At 36.5% G+C, this 17,656-nt stretch carries 16 protein-coding genes; 1 reads left to right on the forward strand and 15 read right to left on the reverse strand.

Annotated features, from left to right (window positions below; translation table 11 throughout):
- Positions 1 to 70 precede the first annotated feature (70 nt).
- Genes DS745_RS08325 through DS745_RS08335 form a run of 3 tightly spaced genes read right to left on the reverse strand, consistent with a single transcriptional unit; the run spans position 71 to position 1,159 of the window.
- Positions 71 to 676 carry a lytic transglycosylase domain-containing protein gene (locus tag DS745_RS08325; RefSeq protein ID WP_129077809.1) on the reverse strand — a complete coding sequence of 202 codons (606 nt, stop codon included), beginning with the start codon at positions 674 to 676 and terminating at the stop codon, positions 71 to 73.
- A gap of 57 nt (positions 677 to 733) precedes the next feature.
- Complete coding sequence (locus tag DS745_RS08330; RefSeq protein ID WP_129077810.1) at positions 734 to 1,012, reverse strand: YkvA family protein; 279 nt, start codon at positions 1,010 to 1,012, stop codon at positions 734 to 736.
- Positions 1,013 to 1,033: 21 nt separating this feature from the next.
- Complete coding sequence (locus tag DS745_RS08335) at positions 1,034 to 1,159, reverse strand: FbpB family small basic protein (protein ID WP_129077811.1); 126 nt, start codon at positions 1,157 to 1,159, stop codon at positions 1,034 to 1,036.
- 630 nt (positions 1,160 to 1,789) lie between these two features.
- Between DS745_RS08335 and DS745_RS08340 the strand changes: the two genes are divergently transcribed.
- Positions 1,790 to 2,599 (forward strand): DUF368 domain-containing protein, encoded by an 810-nt coding sequence (locus DS745_RS08340; protein ID WP_129077812.1) that lies wholly within the window; start codon positions 1,790 to 1,792, stop codon positions 2,597 to 2,599.
- 44 nt (positions 2,600 to 2,643) lie between these two features.
- On the opposite strand, the gene DS745_RS08345 is transcribed toward DS745_RS08340, so the two are convergent.
- From DS745_RS08345 to DS745_RS08400, 12 genes are all read right to left on the reverse strand, one after another.
- On the reverse strand, positions 2,644 to 4,506 hold the full coding sequence (locus tag DS745_RS08345) for an LTA synthase family protein (protein ID WP_129077813.1): 1,863 nt from the start codon (positions 4,504 to 4,506) through the stop codon (positions 2,644 to 2,646).
- A 157-nt stretch (positions 4,507 to 4,663) separates the two neighbouring features.
- A complete protein-coding gene (locus tag DS745_RS08350; RefSeq protein ID WP_129077814.1) occupies positions 4,664 to 5,269 on the reverse strand; it encodes a class I SAM-dependent methyltransferase in 606 nt (201 codons plus the stop codon).
- A gap of 22 nt (positions 5,270 to 5,291) precedes the next feature.
- The gene (locus tag DS745_RS08355) at positions 5,292 to 7,406 is read right to left on the reverse strand and encodes a heavy metal translocating P-type ATPase (protein ID WP_129077815.1); all 2,115 of its coding nucleotides are present in this window, start codon (positions 7,404 to 7,406) and stop codon (positions 5,292 to 5,294) included.
- Positions 7,406 to 7,783 carry an ArsR/SmtB family transcription factor gene (locus DS745_RS08360; RefSeq protein WP_129077816.1) on the reverse strand — a complete coding sequence of 126 codons (378 nt, stop codon included), beginning with the start codon at positions 7,781 to 7,783 and terminating at the stop codon, positions 7,406 to 7,408. The genes DS745_RS08355 and DS745_RS08360 overlap by 1 nt, the downstream gene beginning before the upstream one ends.
- 168 nt (positions 7,784 to 7,951) lie before the next feature.
- Positions 7,952 to 9,355, reverse strand: coding sequence for a glucuronate isomerase (gene uxaC / locus DS745_RS08365; RefSeq protein ID WP_129077817.1), 1,404 nt, complete (start codon positions 9,353 to 9,355; stop codon positions 7,952 to 7,954).
- A 265-nt stretch (positions 9,356 to 9,620) separates the two neighbouring features.
- The gene (locus tag DS745_RS08370) at positions 9,621 to 10,262 is read right to left on the reverse strand and encodes a bifunctional 4-hydroxy-2-oxoglutarate aldolase/2-dehydro-3-deoxy-phosphogluconate aldolase (protein ID WP_129077818.1); all 642 of its coding nucleotides are present in this window, start codon (positions 10,260 to 10,262) and stop codon (positions 9,621 to 9,623) included.
- A 21-nt stretch (positions 10,263 to 10,283) separates the two neighbouring features.
- A complete protein-coding gene (locus DS745_RS08375; protein WP_129077819.1) occupies positions 10,284 to 11,810 on the reverse strand; it encodes a tagaturonate reductase in 1,527 nt (508 codons plus the stop codon).
- Positions 11,811 to 11,833: 23 nt separating this feature from the next.
- The gene (locus DS745_RS08380; protein WP_129077820.1) at positions 11,834 to 13,330 is read right to left on the reverse strand and encodes a UxaA family hydrolase; all 1,497 of its coding nucleotides are present in this window, start codon (positions 13,328 to 13,330) and stop codon (positions 11,834 to 11,836) included.
- 94 nt (positions 13,331 to 13,424) lie between these two features.
- A complete protein-coding gene (locus DS745_RS08385) occupies positions 13,425 to 14,378 on the reverse strand; it encodes a sugar kinase (protein WP_129077821.1) in 954 nt (317 codons plus the stop codon).
- Positions 14,379 to 14,597: 219 nt separating this feature from the next.
- Entirely contained in the window at positions 14,598 to 15,356 is a 759-nt protein-coding gene (gene kduD / locus DS745_RS08390) for a 2-dehydro-3-deoxy-D-gluconate 5-dehydrogenase KduD (protein ID WP_129077822.1), read from the reverse strand.
- Between the two features lie 85 nt (positions 15,357 to 15,441).
- On the reverse strand, positions 15,442 to 16,272 hold the full coding sequence (kduI, locus tag DS745_RS08395) for a 5-dehydro-4-deoxy-D-glucuronate isomerase (RefSeq protein WP_129077823.1): 831 nt from the start codon (positions 16,270 to 16,272) through the stop codon (positions 15,442 to 15,444).
- 16 nt (positions 16,273 to 16,288) lie between these two features.
- Positions 16,289 to 17,584: a Gfo/Idh/MocA family protein gene (locus tag DS745_RS08400; protein ID WP_129077824.1), complete on the reverse strand. Its 1,296-nt coding sequence runs from the start codon at positions 17,582 to 17,584 to the stop codon at positions 16,289 to 16,291.
- Positions 17,585 to 17,656: the final 72 nt, after the last annotated feature.

Here is a 17,656-nt window from a genome sequence, read left to right on the forward strand (position 1 = left end):
CAACCTAAAAGTAATAATCAATCTCTTTTAGGTTGTGACATAAAGTATCTTCTCATCCATAAAAAGCCTATTAACTATAACAATAGAAATCTAATTTCCCTTCTTTAAACCCTTGTTTGTATAAATCATAATAATAAAGTACAGAGTCTACGTATTCATCGCTTCTGTTATAAGCGAATAATGCCTTTTCAATATCATGACTAGCAGCACCATAATCAGCTAGATACTTGGCGGCAGTAAAGGTAGCATCCAATAAATCAAAGGGATCTGCTTTCCCATCACCAGAAGCATCGACACCATAACCGCCATACTTTTTAATAATGTCTATATCAGTAATATCTAGCCCATCATTTATATCGCCTAACTCCGTTCCTGGGTATTCCCAACCTACCCAAGTTCTAGGCATAAATTGATAGTGTCCAACTGCCCCCAAATAACTAATCATAGGATCTTTGTTGGAAAAAACTGTTTCTACCCGATGAATTGCAGCTAAAATCTCCCATGGAATTTCATATTCACTTGCGGCTTCTTTATATACTGAGATGTAGCACCGTGGTATAGACTGATCCGAAAGCAATAATTCTATAGCTCCTCTTTTAATTTCTGATTTGAATTGTGCACTTAGAAGAATAATTAGAAGAAAGGAAATAATCCCTATAAACATTCGTTTTTTCATAAATTATGCCCTTTCATAAAACATAATAGATAACTGCGGAGTAACCAAATTCGTATATTAATCAATTAATCTGTACTTATCTTTTAGATGCTGTGGAGCTAATTTTACCATTCTCTCTAAGACAAACGTCGCAACTACTATATCGTCGATCACTCCAAAAAACAAGATGAAATCTGGGATTAAATCAAACGGGAATAATACATAAATTACGATAAGTACTATTCCAATAACTTTTTTTCGTAGCGGTATTTCATTTGATAGGAAAAAATCTTTTAAAAACGGAATAAAGTTCTTAAACCTAAAAATAAACTTTAGTCTATTCATATATTTATACATGTTATACCCCCTTTTAATTGTTTACTTCTCTTTACTATATTTATCTTCAATTCGTTTTTCAATTTTCTCAATTTGCCCTTTATCTTTTAAGATCTCTTCTTTATTTGCTGTTACAAGATCTTTTAACGAGAGTTTCGTTTTTCTCATAGCGTCATTCCACCTTCACAATTTTCAAGGCTCTGTTCCAACTAATGTATCTTATTCAAAGAAAAAACCTCTACCACTTGTGGTAAAGGTTTTTGAAAAGTAAAGACCTTCACCAATAGGTAAAGGTCTTGCTAACAACGATATCGTCGCCAACAAAGCCGAGAGTGTTTACTCCGAAATGACGACTTTGCTGTAAAAGCTACTCCCCTTTAGGAGAACTATTAACTTGTATGGAATTACTATAAGACAAATAATAGGTTTGTGTCAATCGAATTTTTTACCACTCTTTTAGACTTCTAATTTTATACAATGAAATAAATTTGCTAACGTTAATTTAGTACTGTATATTTTTATCTAGCACCATAACCATAACACACTAAATGGTAATTCTTTATTATAGGCTCTTTTCGTAAACATTGTTGCTTTTTACCTTAAAATAATTTGAAAAATCCCCTAGGTGAAGATATCAGCCAATAAATTATGTAAGAAAAGAGCAATATTTACTAAATTAGTTGTGAATTCTTAGTTTTTTGTGTAAAAATCCGGCTTTTGGGATTTTTACGAAAGCAACAAACTTTGAGAAAACAGCCTTATTATAAAATTAATGCTAGAGGAGACATGTAAGAACATATGAGAAATATTATTCGTGGAGTTGTCATGGGGATTACCGATTTAATCCCAGGAATTAGCGGGGGAACCATTGCAATGGTACTAGGTTTTTATCATGAACTCGTTGAAGCCATTAATGGTTTATTTAGTAAGAATTGGCGGAAGCATGTGTTATTTTTAGCGCCACTATTACTTGGGATTGGAATTGCATTACTAGCATTTAGTCGTATCATTGAATGGCTAATTGCCAATCACTCACTACCTTTGTTTTTCTTTTTCAATGGGTTAATTCTAGGAATAATCCCTTTTTTATTGCGAGAGGCAAACTTTAAGAAGACATTTCGCCTTACCCATTATAGCCTAATGGTACTAGCAGCATTATTAGTCGTTGCTACCGGCTTTCTCCGAGAGGAAGATATGGAAGTAATTTGGACAAACTTAAGTTTTGTACAATATATTTACCTCTTTTTCGCTGGTTGGCTGGCAAGTTCCGCCATGATCTTACCTGGAATTAGTGGCTCATTGATCTTTTTACTACTTGGGGTCTATCCTACTGTCATCAATTCCATATCTAATTTAAACATTTCGGTTCTTGCTATCATTGGGATAGGAATTGTCATTGGATTAGTACTTACAAGTAGACTCATCCAATTTTTGTTCCTCAGATTTAGTACATCTACCTTTGCAGCGATGATAGGGTTAGTATTAGGCTCACTCATTATCATCTTTCCAGGCATACCTCAGACCATTCCCTATGGTATATTATGTGTTGTTTTGTTTTTTATCGGTGCATTCCTAGCCTATATGCTAGGAAAGTCCGAACATAGTTAAATAGAGAAAAAGGAAGCAAGGGATATTCCTTGCTTCCTTTTTCTCTATTCTTCTAAATCAAACCTTAATAGGTCACCATAAATGACTTTATCTGAGTAATAGAGATCTAACTTTGCTTTTTGAGAGAATGGTTCACAATCTGTTATATCAACTTCCTCTCCAGTACTCTTTAGATAACATTTATCTTTTGTAAAAACATGAGTATCAGTAACAAAACTGCCATCCCGCAAGACGACGTAGGAATTACGATAAGGTGACAAAAGATCTGTTCCAAACTGAATTTTGTTTCGATTTTCAATCCCTAGTAAATGCAAAATCGTTGGCCTAACATCAATTTGACCAGCAACAGTTTGTAAGGTTTCGTGGTTTCTATGACCGGGTATATGAATATACATAGGTACACGTTGCAACTGTACACTATCAAAAGGAGTAATTTCATCCTTTTCTAAAAACTGACTCATGGCACGATTGTGATAATCTGATATACCATAATGGTCACCATAGAGAACAAAGATTGAATTTTCATATAACCCTTCAGCTTTCAATCTCTCAAAGAATACCTCTATTGCGTGATCCATATAGCGAACGGTTGTTACATATTGATTAAGAGTTCGGCTGTTTGTCTCTAACTCATTAATCAGTTGGTCTTCCTCATAAAGTTCAAATGGGAAGTGATTCGTTAACGTTATAAACTTCGTGTAAAAAGGTTCTGGCTGTAATTTTAAATGGGCGATTGATTGCTCAAAAAAGTCAGCATCCTTTAAACCCCAACCAACTGAGTTCTCTTCAGTTACCTCATAAGAATCGATATCAAAAAAGTAATCATAACCGAAAGCCTCATACATTAAATCTCGGTTCCAGAAGCTTTTATTATTTGCATGCATCACAGAAGTATAATACCCTTCCTTTTTGAGGATTTCAGGGAGTGCTTCATATTCGTTCCCTGAATGGGTAAAGAAAACCGCACCACTATTCTTACCAAATAGGGAATTAGCAATAATAAATTCAGAATCTGACGTTTTCCCTTGAGAAGTTTGATGATAGAAATTCTCAAAATAATAACTATCATTGATTAGGCTATTTAAAAACGGTGTAATTTCTTCCCCATCTACTTGGTTATTAATAACAAAACTTTGGATAGATTCCATTGATATTAAGATGATGTTTTTATCTTGAGCAATTCCATACAAATCACTATCAGGCTTTTTAAAATTGCTCATTGTATAGTTTCTCACTTCAACAATATCAGAACTACTCGCAAACACTCGTTGTGTTTTAGCTTTAGACTGAATAAAGCCATCATAAATGTGGTAGTTAACCATACCTATATTTTTGACCAACATTTCACGGTCAAATGCACGAGTTAATAACTGTGGGCGCTCTATTTGGGCGATTGCTAAATTGACCAAGAAAATCAACAGTGCAAGTGAAAATACTCTAACCTTATCAAATCTATGAGGTTCAATTTGAGGTAGCTTATTCTTTACTAGGATAATTAGCAGAATGAAAAAATCTGCGAATATGATAAGATCAAACAAGCTCATTAATTCAAACGCACTACCCTGTAAATCTTTAGCATTGCTTGTTTGAAACAATACTGGCCAAGTAAGAAAATCTGCAAAAAAGCGATAGTATACTAAATTACCATATAGAATGACTGACCCTATAAGGCTTAATAAAATAATCGCTATACTTTTAAACTTCCCTTTAAAGAACAAGCAAAATCCTATTAGTAAAACTGCCGAACTTAAAGGGTTAATCAATAATAAAAATTCTTGTAATACATTTTCAGTTGGTATTTTGAAGCCTATTTTATAGATAAAATACGTTTTTATCCATAATAAAAAAATCGCTATTGACATAAACTTATTTCTAGCTAGTAATTCTTTTATCTTCTCAAAGGCCATAATCTTTCTCCTCTCTATCGTGTAACAGAATAAAGGAACCTAAAATAGGCTCCTCATCCAACAGAGTAAACTGATGTAAAGCATTTATCTTACAATAATAATGTATTATATTCGATAAAGGGAAAAAAATCTAGATATCTATATATCTATTTCATCATTACTTTGAAACAATAATTTTCCGGTACATTCCTTGAAACATGACATCTTGGTCCTCTATTATATTTAATGGGTGACTATTTGCTAGAGCTAGCTCCTCAAAATTAATCCCTATATCCGTCCCTAACAGACGTATAAGCGGTCTAACTATCTTTTTAAACATGGTATTTCTTCTGGAAAATTTATCAAAAATGATAATTTCCCCATTATTTTTAACTACTCTTAATATTTCATTTAAACAGATTTTGGGATTTGGCACAACCGATAGAACTAAGCTTGCGATTACATAATCAAATGTACCATCTTCAAAACTTAGTTGTTGAGCATCCATTTCTAGAAAAGTTATATACTTATTTCCAAATTTTTGTTTTGCCTTTTCCAGCATATCTGGTGATATATCAATCGCTGTAATGTTTAGGTTAGTATGATTGATTAACTCTAAGTCTACTCCTGTTCCAACGCCTACAAAGAGAACTTTTTCATGGTTTGAGAAAGATAAATCTTTGAATATTTTCTTCCTTGTGGTAAGGAAAATACTAGAATTAAAGATTTTATCGTAAAAAGGTGACCATAATTTATATATGAACTTATTCCATTGATTATTCATAAATATTTTTTGCTCCTCAGCTTTATTCTTTTGTACGAAGTAATCTTAAGCTGTTTAAGGTAACAAGTAAGGTCGCCCCCATATCTGCAAAGATGGCCATCCAAAGAGTTAACCAGCCTGGAATAATTAAAAGCAAGGCAAGGACTTTAATTCCAATAGAAAACGTGATGTTTTGTTTTATAATTCTTAAAGTTCTTCTGCTAAGACGAATGGTAAATAGGAGTTTTTCAAGATCATCTGCCATTAATACCACATCCGCAGTTTCTAATGCAGTATCCGTGCCAACTCCCCCCATAGCGATACCGACCGTGGAAGCGGCTAGAGCAGGAGCATCATTTATCCCGTCACCGACCATACCAACACGACCTTTATCAATCTGTAGGTTTTTGATAAATTCAAGTTTATCTTGTGGCATTAGTTCGGCATGAATATCTGAGATAGCTAGTTGTTTTCCAATTGCTCGTGCTGTTTCCTTGTTATCTCCCGTCAATAACAACGTGCGCTTAATCCCTATTTGGTTTAGCTTTCTAATGACTTCCTTACTTTGCTCGCGTACTTCATCGGCCACTGCAAACAATGCCATAACATACTCATTTGTCCCCAAGACCATTACTGTTTTGCCTTGTTGTTGTAGTCTTAAAATCTTCGTATCTAGTTCTTCTGTTAAACCATCTGATAGCAGCTCTTTAAACCAATTTGGGCTTCCAATATAATAGGTATCTTCTCCTATTGTTCCTTTTACACCTTTTCCTGTAATCGAAGTAAAATTATGAACTTCGCTCCTAGCGAATTTGGCGTTTTCTCTTTCTGCTTTTCGTAGTATTGACGCAGCTAATGGGTGCTGTGAGCCTTTTTCTAATGCAGCTGCGATTGCTAATACTTCTTTTTGATCAAAACTGCTTAGATTTTCAAGATCAGTAACCTCAGGAACACCCCTAGTTAATGTTCCTGTTTTATCAAAGGCAATCATCGAGAGAGCACCTAATTGCTCTAGATGGATACCACCTTTAATTAAAACACCATGCTTTGCAGCACTACCGATTGCCGTCACGATTGAAACTGGAGTCGATATAACTAACGCACAAGGACAACCTACCACCAATACGGCTAAGCCTCGGTAAATCCACTCTCCCCATGCTGAACCTAATAACAGTGGTGGGACTACAGCAATTCCAAGAGCTATCAGCATAATTGCCGGGGTATAATATTTGGCGAAACGATCGACAAATGCTTGAGAAGGTGCTTTCTCTGCTTGTGCTTCTTCAACAAGGTGGATGATTTTCGCAATCGTTGTGTCTTCCACTGTTTTCGTTACTTCTATCTCAAGTAAACCATCTTCATTAAAGGTTCCAGCGTATACACTTTCTCCGCTTGTCTTTGTCACAGGTACTGATTCACCAGTAATCGCTGCTTGGTTTATGGTAGACGACCCTTTTCTAATGGTCCCATCCATGGCAAGCTTTTGGCCTGGTTTGACTATCATGACATCTCCTACTTGGATTTCTTCTACTGGAATAACTATTTCTTGTAATCCTCGACGAATAAGTGCTTCTTTTGGAGCAATGTCCATTAGTGAACGTATCGATGCACGAGCTTTCTCCATTGAGTAGGTTTCAAGGGCCTCACTAATCGCAAATAAAATAACGACTGCCGCACCTTCACCCCACTCACCTATCGCACCTGCTCCGATGACAGCTATAGTCATCAGAGTTTTCATATCAAATTGTAGGCGAATTAAGTTACTTAAACCAATACGAAAGAGGTTGTAACCACCAATGAGGATAGAGCTCCCATAGGCTACTATTGAGAGTAGATTTTCCTCACCTATATATCTCCCTAATAGCCAACCAGTGATAAGGAAAAGTACTGATAAGAGTACATTCCAATGTTTAAGATAAAAAGGTGTCTTTTCCACCTCCAAACGTTGATTTTCAGGGGTAATTTTCAAGTTTTCAAATGCTCCTGCTTTTTCAAGCTCAGTAATCGTTGCTGAACCAATAACTGTTAGTTTTGCTGCTCCAAAATTTACAGTTGCACTCGTAACCCCTTGGAGACTATTTACATTCTGCTCGAACCGAGCAGCACAACTTGCTCATGATAGACCACTGACACGATAGATAGTCTTATCTGTTTGCATTATTCCTGGCCCTCCTTACTATGGATAAATGCTAATTCTATTAGTTGCTTTACATGATCATCATCTAATGAATAGAATACTAGCTTTCCTTCTTTACGATATTTGGCTAACCCCTGATTTTTTAGGAGTCGTAGGTGATGCGAAGCTGTTGCCATTGTACAACCAACGATATTAGCTACATCACAGACACATAGTTCATCCACTTGTGATAAAGAATAGGCAATTTTAATCCTTGTATCGTCAGCTAAAGCTTTAAAGATTTGAGCAACCGGTAATGTTTGCTGTTGTTGTAAGTCTACTTTTCTCTCATTCACCTTTACTTCGTCATAACAATAAATTTCGCATACAGGTTCATTCTCTTTATTAAATTTGGACACTTTGCCACCTCATTCAAACGTTTGTTTTAATGTTAGTTTATTCCTGGTTGCTCAAACAGTCAAGTGACCATTTGATTGTTATGAAAAATTTTACTGTTATCTTATGTAGGAGTTAACTATACGTGCAAAAAAATGAAAAATGGACGCCGGTGATGGCGTCCATTTCGGTTATTTGATTTCAAAGTATTGGTTGGCATTGTTATAACAAATGTCCTGAACAATCGAGCCCAACATTTGGTAGTCAGCTGGTGCTTCACCGCTTTCTACCCAACCACCTACTAATTGACATAAAATTCTCCTGAAATACTCATGGCGTGTATAGGATAAGAAGCTTCTAGAGTCAGTTAACATACCAATAAAGGAGCTTAGTAAACCAAGATTTGCAAGGTCTGTCATCTGATTTAACATGCCTTCTTTTTGATCTTGGAACCACCAGCCTGAACCAAATTGCATTTTCCCTTTTCCTTGTCCTGATTGAAAATTTCCACAGGCAGTTGCAATGACATAATTGTGAATCGGATTTAATGAGTAGATAATAGTTTTTGGTAACTCGTCATTTTTATCTAATTCATTGAAAAATCCGTTTAACTGTTTCGCTAATGAATAATCATGAACAGAATCAAACCCCGTATCTGGTCCTAATTTAGAAAACATTCGTTGGTTATTATTACGTATAGCTCCAATGTGTAATTGCATTGCCCAGCCTAGTGAATGATATAATCTTCCCAAGAATAGCAATGTATGCGTTTTGTACTTCATTTCTTCTAAATGGCTGACCGTTAGTCCACTTCTAACTTTTTCGAAAATAACAGAAGCTTCCTCTTTCGTACAAGGTTCAAAAGGTAACGTTTGAATACCATGATCAGATATTCTACATCCTAACTCGTGGAAGTATTGAGCACGAGTCTCAATGGCAGCTAGCAAACTTTCATATGTTGTAATCTCTTTGTTAGTAGTTTCAGCCAATTTATCTACATACGCATTAAAATCTGGTCTTGAAATTTCAACAGCTTTATCAGGTCGAAACGTCGGCAGAACTTTTGTTTGGAAATCCTCATTGTGTTTAATTGCTTGGTGATACTGAAGGTCATCTGTCGGATCATCTGTTGTACAAATTACCTTTACATTAGATTTCTCAATGATTTTTTGTACTGTAAAGTCTTCTCTTTGAAGTAATTCATTAGAGTGACTCCAAATTTCGTCACTAGATTCTTCATTTAAAAGAAGATCTGTTTGAAAATAGCGCTTTAATTCTAAGTGTGTCCAGTGATAAAGAGGATTACCAATCGTGTAAGGTACAGCTTTTGACCACGCTTTAAACTTATCGTAATCGGAACCATTTCCTGAAATTAGCTCTTCAGAAATCCCTAAGCTTCTCATGGCTCTCCATTTATAATGATCCCCATATAACCAAATTTCTGTTATATTTTTAAACGTTTTATTTTCAGCGATTTCCTTTGGACTTAAATGACAGTGGTAATCATATATAGGCATATCCTTGGCATAATCATGATATAAAATTTTTGCTGCTTCTGATTGCAGCATAAAATCTTCGTTAATAAACGGTTTCAATCTAAAAAACCTCCCTGTTTATTATTCAGTTAATCTACGTGTAAATAGGAAGCAATCTAAACGGACAGAGAAGCCGTTATTTTTGATAAAAAAGGCTTTTTTGAACTTTCGCGGACACCAGTGCTCTTATTTCGTCAAAATGATTGGAAAAATTGCCTTTCGTGACTAAATAACGTCTTCTCTGTCCGCGAAATTTCAAATTTACGCTTTTTTCTTAAAATAAGGGCTTTGGTGTCCGCATAACTCGTTACACCTATCAAACTTGCTATTTCCCTCTGGAAAGCTGAACTTCTCGAACAAATTGACTAGCTACTTCTGTCAAACTAGCAAGATATTCATCCGTTATTTCTTTTTTCGTGTTAACAAGGGTACTTCCTACCCCAGCTGCAACAGCGCCTGCCTTAATATACGCACCAACATTTGTCACGTTAATACCTCCTGTAGGCATCAACGGAATATGAGGCATCGGCCCATGAACGTCCTTAAAATATCCTGGCCCCACTATATTAGCCGGAAACACTTTAATTAGATCAGCACCATTTTCATACGCTGTTAGTATCTCAGTTGGAGTGAAGGCCCCTGGGACACTCAAGACCCCATATCGTTTCGTCATTTTAATCGTTTCAATGTTTACGACTGGAGAAAAGACAAATTTGGCTCCTGCCATAATAGATGCACGGGCAGTTTCAGGATCGAGAACTGTTCCTACCCCCACGATTGCTTCGTCCTTTAATTCGTCTGCAGCCATTTCAACTAAAGATAGAATTTTTGGCGTTTCAACCGTAAGCTCCAGCGCCTTAACTCCACCAGCACTCAATGCTTTTGCAATTGGAATTATGTTATCCTTGTTTGCCCCACGAATGACTGCTACTATACCGCTTTCTGTTAGTTCATTTAATAAACTCATTTTTACCTCCAAGAATTACGATTAGATAGTCGAAGCCTGGTTTACTAATTTCTCAACGCTAGCCCTCATGCCATTCTTTAAAATTTCATCAAGCTGTGTAGCTACAGTTGTTGTTAAGTTTGGCACCGCATGTAAATCTTGACCCCAGATTTCCTTTTTAGATAAGACCTCGCTAACAAGGTCCGTTAATTCTTCACTAGTACCATCAAATTTAGTCCAGACCGACAGCAAGATCTGCATTACTTCATGGTTGTCACGAATGGAATATTCCACCTCACCACGTTGCCCAACAAGTTCATTTGCTTCGACTCTTACCGGACGATTAAACGCTAAAAGCCCTGCTAGTGCAAACGTAATTGCTGGAGGTAGAGTACCTTTTTGTTCAACATAATCTAATAACGATGGAACTAACCGCGACTTAAATTTAAAAACAGAACTTAAGGCGATGTCCTTTAAATAATGTTTGTTATACGGATTTAAAAATCGTTCAATCACCGCTTCTAAAAACTGTTTCTTTTCTACTTCATCAATATCAACAGTAGGATATATCTCATTTAACATTCCATTTTCAATAAACTTACGTAATGTAACGTCCTCCATCACTTCTTGCACAGTATCTACACCTGCTAAGTAACAAACAGCAGACATCATCGTATGAGGACCGTTAAGTAGTCTAACTTTCAAATTTCTAAAAGGAGTAATATCGCCCCATTTAACATTTAATCCAGCTTGATCAAATGGGATTTCCTTTGCAACTTCCGGAGTTGCTTCAATTGCAAAAAGATGATAAGGTTCACCGACTGTTAATAGTTCATCTTTGTAGCCAAGCTTTTGCTCGAATTCATTAATTTCATCACTCGGGAAACCAGTAACAATTCGGTCTACTAACGTATTGCAAAATTTATTATGAGATTTTATCCAATTAATGAACGCACTAGGAAGTTCCCAGTCTTCAGCAATCTTTAACACGATCTTCTTTAACAGATTTCCATTTTCCTCAACAAGCTCACAAGGAATAATTACTAGTCCTGACTCTGAAGACCCCTTAAAGAAAGTAAAGCGATGGTAAAGTAAAGAGGTTAACTTACCAGGAAACGACTCTGCAGGAAAATCAGGATTATAATCCTCTTTAAGGTAGGTTAGTCCGGCCTCTGTTGTATTGGAAAATATGAATTTTATGTCAGTGGAAGTTATTATGTTATTTAACTCTGCCCAGTCGTCAGATACTTTTATACCACGTGAGACAGCAGAAATAATTTCTTTCTTTTCCACTTTCTCGCCATCTTCTACGCCTCGTAAAACCACTGTATACAACCCGTCTTGATTATTAATCACCGGAATTTTATCCTGACCCCTTGGTTGTACCAAGACCACTTTACCGTTGAAAAGTCCTTGTTTATTTAATTCATTAATCATCCAATCGACAAAGCCTCTCATAAAGTTTCCTTCACCAAATTGAATGACTCTCTCTGGAAGGTTTTCTTGAGTTTCGAAGGTAACAGATGCTGGTAGAGTCCTTTTGTCTAATGTTTTATTTAGAGTATCCATGAATTTATCACTCCAATTTATTTCTATAAGATTACCCCATCTTTAAAAATAGAGATCTCTTTAAATCCGAATTTCTCGTTATTTGTAACAACATCACCGGAGGCCAATTGAATAATATACTCAAACAAATCGTTTGCTAGTTCATTCATCTGCACACCGTTTAATAATTCTCCTGCATTAAAATCAATCCAATTTTTCTTCTTTTCTGCTAACTGCGAGTTCGTTGAAATTTTAACAGTTGGAACAGGTCCTCCAAACGGTGTTCCCCTTCCTGTCGTAAATAGAACGATATGTGATCCAGCAGCTGCTAGCGCTGTCACTGCAATTAGATCATTTCCTGGACCTTGTAAAAGATTTAGGCCTGATTTCTTTAAGCGGTCACCATAGTCTAGTACATCAACAACCGTAGAGAAGCCACCTTTTTGAACACAACCTAATGACTTTTCCTCTAAAGTCGTGATCCCACCCGCCTTATTTCCTGGAGACGGATTTTCATAAACTACTTGGTTGTGCTTTAAATAATATTCTTTGAAGTCATTCACAAGTTTGACAGTTTTTGAAAAAGTATCTTCGTCTTTTGCGCGTTCCATCAAAATTGTTTCTGCCCCAAACATCTCCGGTACTTCTGTTAAAACTGATGTACCTCCGTGAGAAATGAGAATGTCTGAGAATGCTCCTACAAGTGGGTTTGCTGTGATACCGGAAAACGCATCAGAGCCACCACATTTTAAGCCGACTTTCAGTTTAGAAACTGGTATTGGTTGCTTCTTAAACTTTGAGGCAAATGCGACAAGCTCTTCTAGTACTTCTAGCGATTCAGTAATTTCATCATCAGCTTCTTGGACAATTAAGAACTTAACTCGGTCCTCATCGTACTCACCGATCACCTGTTTAAATTGTGATACATAGTTATTTTCACAGCCTAGACCAAGTACAAGTACTGCAGCTGCATTTGGATGATGAACTAAATTACTTAATATTTTTTGAGTATTTAATAGGTCGTCACCTAACTGGGAGCAACCAAATAAATGAGGGTAATGGAACACACCATCAATTCCTTGGTCCTTAAATTGATCATTTGCCATTTTCGCAATAATTTCTGCCGTTTTATTAATACAACCAACGGTATTAATAATCCAGATCTCGTTACGAATACCAACCTCACCATTTTCTCTTACATACCCATTAAATGTTCTTTCAACTGGAGGATCTACTAATTTTATAGGTTCGACAGGATTATAGGTATACTCTAATGTTCCCGATAAATTTGTTTTCGTATTATGGGAATGAACCCATTCACCGACTTCAATTGGTTCTGTAGCATGGCCAATTGGATAACCATACTTTACGATGTGATCTCCTGGAGGAATAGGTCTAATCGCTACTTTATGACCAAAAGGCGCATCCGTTTTCAATTGGATCTCTTGGTCATTAACTAGTATTGTATCTCCTTCAGATAAATCTTTTAAGGCAACTACCACATTATCATTCTCATAAACTAGAATATAATCAGCTTTCATGTTGTTCCTCCTATCATAATTAACAACGTTGTTATTTTAATTTTATGTTTTTTTAACAACGTTGTCAATTTTCTTTTTGGTATTATTATTCAAATTATCTACTAATATCCTCTGCATCTTTTGCATGTATAAAGCGCTCTAACTCTTCACGATCTGGTAGACCTTCAAAGTCACCAGGAATCTGAGTTGCAATGGCGCCTACTGCATTTCCACGTTGTACAGCTAGTTCAACAGTCAAGCCTTCTAACAAGCCTGAAATGAGCCCTGCTGCAAAGCCATCACCTGCTCCAACTGGATCGATAACCTTTTTGACAGGAAATCCTGATACAAGCTGGAAAGAATTTCGAGTAAAATAGTATGCACCCTTTGAACCAACTTTTAAAACAACTAAATCTGCCCCTTGTGCCAAAAATAATCTTCCTAATTTTACAGGGTCGCTTTCACCAAACATAAACTTTCCTTCATCTACTCCTGGAAGAATAATATCCACTAATCCTGCTATTTCAAGCAATACACTTCTAGCTTTTTCTTCACTCCAAAGCTTTCTTCGAAGATTCGGGTCAAAAATGACAGTTACCTTATGTTTTTTCGCAAAAGCAATTGCTTTAAGTATGGCTTCATAGCAGCTATCACTTAGAGCTGGAGTAATTCCTGTAAGATGAAGATACTTAGCTTTTGCAATATATTCTTCATTTAGGTCATTTACTGTTAGTTTACTTGCAGCCGAGCCGCTTCGATAATATTGAACGCGAACATCCTCACCACTTCTTACTTCTTTAAAATAGAGTCCTGTTGGTGCATGCGGGTCTGTTTTCACTTGGCTAGTATCAACGCCTTCACCACGAATAAAGGAAACCATTGCTTTTCCAAATTCATCATTTCCTACTTTACTAATCCAGCCTGTTGAATGGCCAAGCCGAGTTAACCCAATTGCAACATTTGTTTCCGCCCCACCGAATTTACGTGAGTAGGAGTGAGAATATCTCATTAATGGTGAATCCTCTGGTGTAAATAGCACCATTGTTTCGCCAATTGTCACTACGTCCATTGCTATTCCTCCTTTTGAATACTAATTCTAGGTATTTCCTTAGCATATTTATCTATTAACTATAGTTATTCGATCATTTCATGTTTTTTTTCGATCATTTGAGGCTGTTTTTCTATCATTTCGCCAAGTTATTCGATCAATTGCTCTAACTTTTCAATCATTTAAAGAAAAAGGACCTTTCTGATAGTGCATAGGAAGGTCCTTTTTCATCATTTCGTATTATCTTGCCATCCAACCACCGTCTACGACTAACACATGGCCATTTACATAATTCGATGCAGGTGAAGCAAGAAATACTGCAGCACCCACCAAATCTGAAGGCGTACCCCATGAGGCTGCCGGGATTCTTCCTAGGATTGATTTGTTACGTTCTTCATCCGCTCTTAGTGCTTCAGTATTATTTGTTTCAATATAGCCTGGAGCAATTGCATTTATTTGAATACCCTTACTAGCCCACTCATTTGCTAATGCTTTTGTCAGACCTGTCACGCCGTGTTTACTAGCTGCATATCCAGGAACAGTAATTCCACCTTGAAAAGATAGTAGAGAAGCAATATTGATGATTTTCCCTGCACCCTTTTCAATCATTGATTTAGCAAATTTTTGACTAATAATGAATACTGAATTCAAATTTGTATCAATCACAGCTTGCCAGTTTGATAGGGAATGATCAATTGCTGGTTCTCTGCGAATGATGCCTGCATTATTAACTAAAATATCAACGTGACCGATTTCGGCAATCAGTTCATCACACTTCGTAGGTAATTCTGTAATATTTCCTAAATCTACAATGACCGATTTGTATTTTTTTCCAAGACTTTCAATCATCTGTTCCGTTTCTTGCATATTATTTTGGTGTCCCAATAAAATAATGTCTGCCCCTGCTTCAGCTAATCCAACAGCAATTGCCTGGCCAATACCAGTTCTAGCTCCAGTTACTAACGCTGTTTTTCCCTCTAAAGAAAACAACCCTGCCATGATACTCCTCCTCCACCACATAAAATCTATTTATCATTCACACTTCTTAATTCATAATTCATAATTCATAATTCATAATTCATAATTACTTCAGATCCTTCATATCTACAAAATCCATATCAGTAAACGTGTAATTTTCTCCTGCCATTGCCCAAATAAATGTGTAATTCCCTGTCCCTACACCAGAGTGAATAGACCAGCTAGGCGAGATAATTGCTTGTTCGTTGGCAACAACGATATGGCGCGTCTCACTTGGTTCACCCATAAAATGCATGACACGATTTTCTTCTGCTAAATCAAAATATAAGTACACTTCATTACGACGGTCATGAATATGAGCAGGCATTGTGTTCCACATATTGTTTGGTGCTAAGAACGTCATTCCCATCATTAACTGACAAGTTTGTACGCCATCACCATGAAGAAATTTGTAGATTGTACGTTTATTTGATTGACTGTCATCTCCTAAATGAACAGGAGTAGCATCGCTTATATCAATCTTTCTTGTTGGGTATTCTTTATGTGCTAATGCAGAAACGAAGTAAAGACGAGCTGGATTGTTTTGATCTACACTTTTAAAAGTAACTTCTCTTTTTCCTAATCCAATATATAAGCAATCTTTAGCGTTTACTGTAATTTCTTCTCCATCAATAGTAACAACTGCTGGTTGCGAGCCAATATTAATAATTCCTATTTCACGTCGCTCCAAGAAATACTCTGTCTTTAAAGTTGCCGCTGCTTCTAGAGATAATTCAGAAGTTGGTACAACGCCACCAATAACTACGCGGTCTTCATGGCTATACACCATGTTAATTTCCCCTGTTACAAATAACTTCTCGAGTAAGAATTCCTCACGTAACTCCTCTGTTGTGTAATGTTTTGCATGCTTTGGATGTGTACAGTATTTAATTTCCATTCCAAATCCCTCCGAATTAGTTTATTTTTGAATGCACATTTAGCAATTCATCGATCTTAATAGAACGGTTTTCCTTTGTCGAACGCCATAACGCTTCACCAACAGCGATTGAATAGCCACCAGCCTTAGCTCCAGCCAAGATTTCATAATTTCTACGAGGATCGTCACCTAAGAATATATCTTCTAGTAACAATGGATCCCCACCTCCGTGGCCACCCTTGTTTTGAACAACGTGGATAATTTCCTTTGATCCAAATAGCGGGAAGTAATCTACCGTTTGCTGAGCAGGATGTGGGAAAGGTATTCTTGAAGGCTCATGGAATTCAGTAGTTTCAATTCTCCCTTTCGTTCCGTTGATTGCCAACCGATATCCCTCGTAAGGTGTTGAGAAATTAATTGAATAACTTAGTAGTGCTCCTTTGTCATATTTCACCGTAGCAACGTAAGTATCCTCTATATTTATTTCACTATCAAAAATACAGGCATCTTGACGATAATTTGTATATTTTGTCCCCATATTAAACGAAGGCTTTACATGATCATCATGGATTGACGTTTCTTCACTACGATTCGTCCAACGCATATAATAATCACATTGTATTTTTTCTTGACATGTTTCACAGTAACGTCCATCTGTTTTTGAAGGATTTAACTCTCCTTCTGGACCATAATAATTTAAAGCTCCATATGCAAATGCCTCAACCGGATTTTGGTCAATCCACCAGTTTACTAAGTCAATATGATGTGTAGATTTATGAATTGATAAACCACCAGAGAATTCTCTCATTCTGTTCCATCGTTTAAAATAAGAAGCACCATGATACGTATCAATGTACCAATTGAGATCGATAGAAGTGACTCTTCCTATTTTCCCTTCTAAAATTAGTTCTTTAATTTTACGATGTGGTGGTGCATAACGATAGTTAAATGTCACCGTAACTTTCCCTTTACTCTTCTCTTCAGCTTCGATAATTCTCGCTGCATCATGCGCGTTTGTTACCATCGGCTTTTCCGTAATAACCTCAAGGTCATATTCCAGCCCTTTTAAAATGTAATCAATATGCGTATCATCTCTGCCTGCTACAATCATCGCATCCGGTTTTGTTTCTTTAATCATTTGATCAATTTCGTCAGGTGTGTAAGTCGGAATGGAACCTAACTCCGGAAACTTTTCTTTTAGAACGTCAAAACGTAGTGGATCAATATCTAGAAGCCCAACGATTTCGCTTCTACTTGAAAATTTCTCTAGCATAGGTTGAATAAACATCCCAAAAGATCTGTTGCTTAAACCACAAAACACATATCTCTTCACTTATTTCCCCTCCATTTTTAAACTACCTACAACAATAATTTAGGTACTTTACGTTCATCGCCAACGCAAAAT

It is taken from the genome of Anaerobacillus alkaliphilus, from assembly GCF_004116265.1.
GTDB lineage: Bacteria > Bacillota > Bacilli > Bacillales > Anaerobacillaceae > Anaerobacillus > Anaerobacillus alkaliphilus.

Excerpts from the sequence above, each read along its gene's own strand:
- DS745_RS08380 (WP_129077820.1), bottom strand. The coding sequence starts at position 13,330 with ATGAAAGCTGATTATATTCTAGTTTATGAGAATGATAATGTGGTAGTT.
- DS745_RS08330 (WP_129077810.1), bottom strand. The coding sequence starts at position 1,012 with ATGTATAAATATATGAATAGACTAAAGTTTATTTTTAGGTTTAAGAAC.
- DS745_RS08375 (WP_129077819.1), bottom strand. The coding sequence starts at position 11,810 with ATGGATACTCTAAATAAAACATTAGACAAAAGGACTCTACCAGCATCT.
- DS745_RS08345 (WP_129077813.1), bottom strand. The coding sequence starts at position 4,506 with ATGGCCTTTGAGAAGATAAAAGAATTACTAGCTAGAAATAAGTTTATG.
- DS745_RS08370 (WP_129077818.1), bottom strand. The coding sequence starts at position 10,262 with ATGAGTTTATTAAATGAACTAACAGAAAGCGGTATAGTAGCAGTCATT.
- kduD (WP_129077822.1), bottom strand. The coding sequence starts at position 15,356 with ATGGCAGGGTTGTTTTCTTTAGAGGGAAAAACAGCGTTAGTAACTGGA.
- DS745_RS08325 (WP_129077809.1), bottom strand. The coding sequence starts at position 676 with ATGAAAAAACGAATGTTTATAGGGATTATTTCCTTTCTTCTAATTATT.
- DS745_RS08385 (WP_129077821.1), bottom strand. The coding sequence starts at position 14,378 with ATGGACGTAGTGACAATTGGCGAAACAATGGTGCTATTTACACCAGAG.
- DS745_RS08335 (WP_129077811.1), bottom strand. The coding sequence starts at position 1,159 with ATGAGAAAAACGAAACTCTCGTTAAAAGATCTTGTAACAGCAAATAAA.
- kduI (WP_129077823.1), bottom strand. The coding sequence starts at position 16,272 with ATGGAAATTAAATACTGTACACATCCAAAGCATGCAAAACATTACACA.
- DS745_RS08350 (WP_129077814.1), bottom strand. The coding sequence starts at position 5,269 with ATGAATAATCAATGGAATAAGTTCATATATAAATTATGGTCACCTTTT.
- DS745_RS08340 (WP_129077812.1), top strand. The coding sequence starts at position 1,790 with ATGAGAAATATTATTCGTGGAGTTGTCATGGGGATTACCGATTTAATC.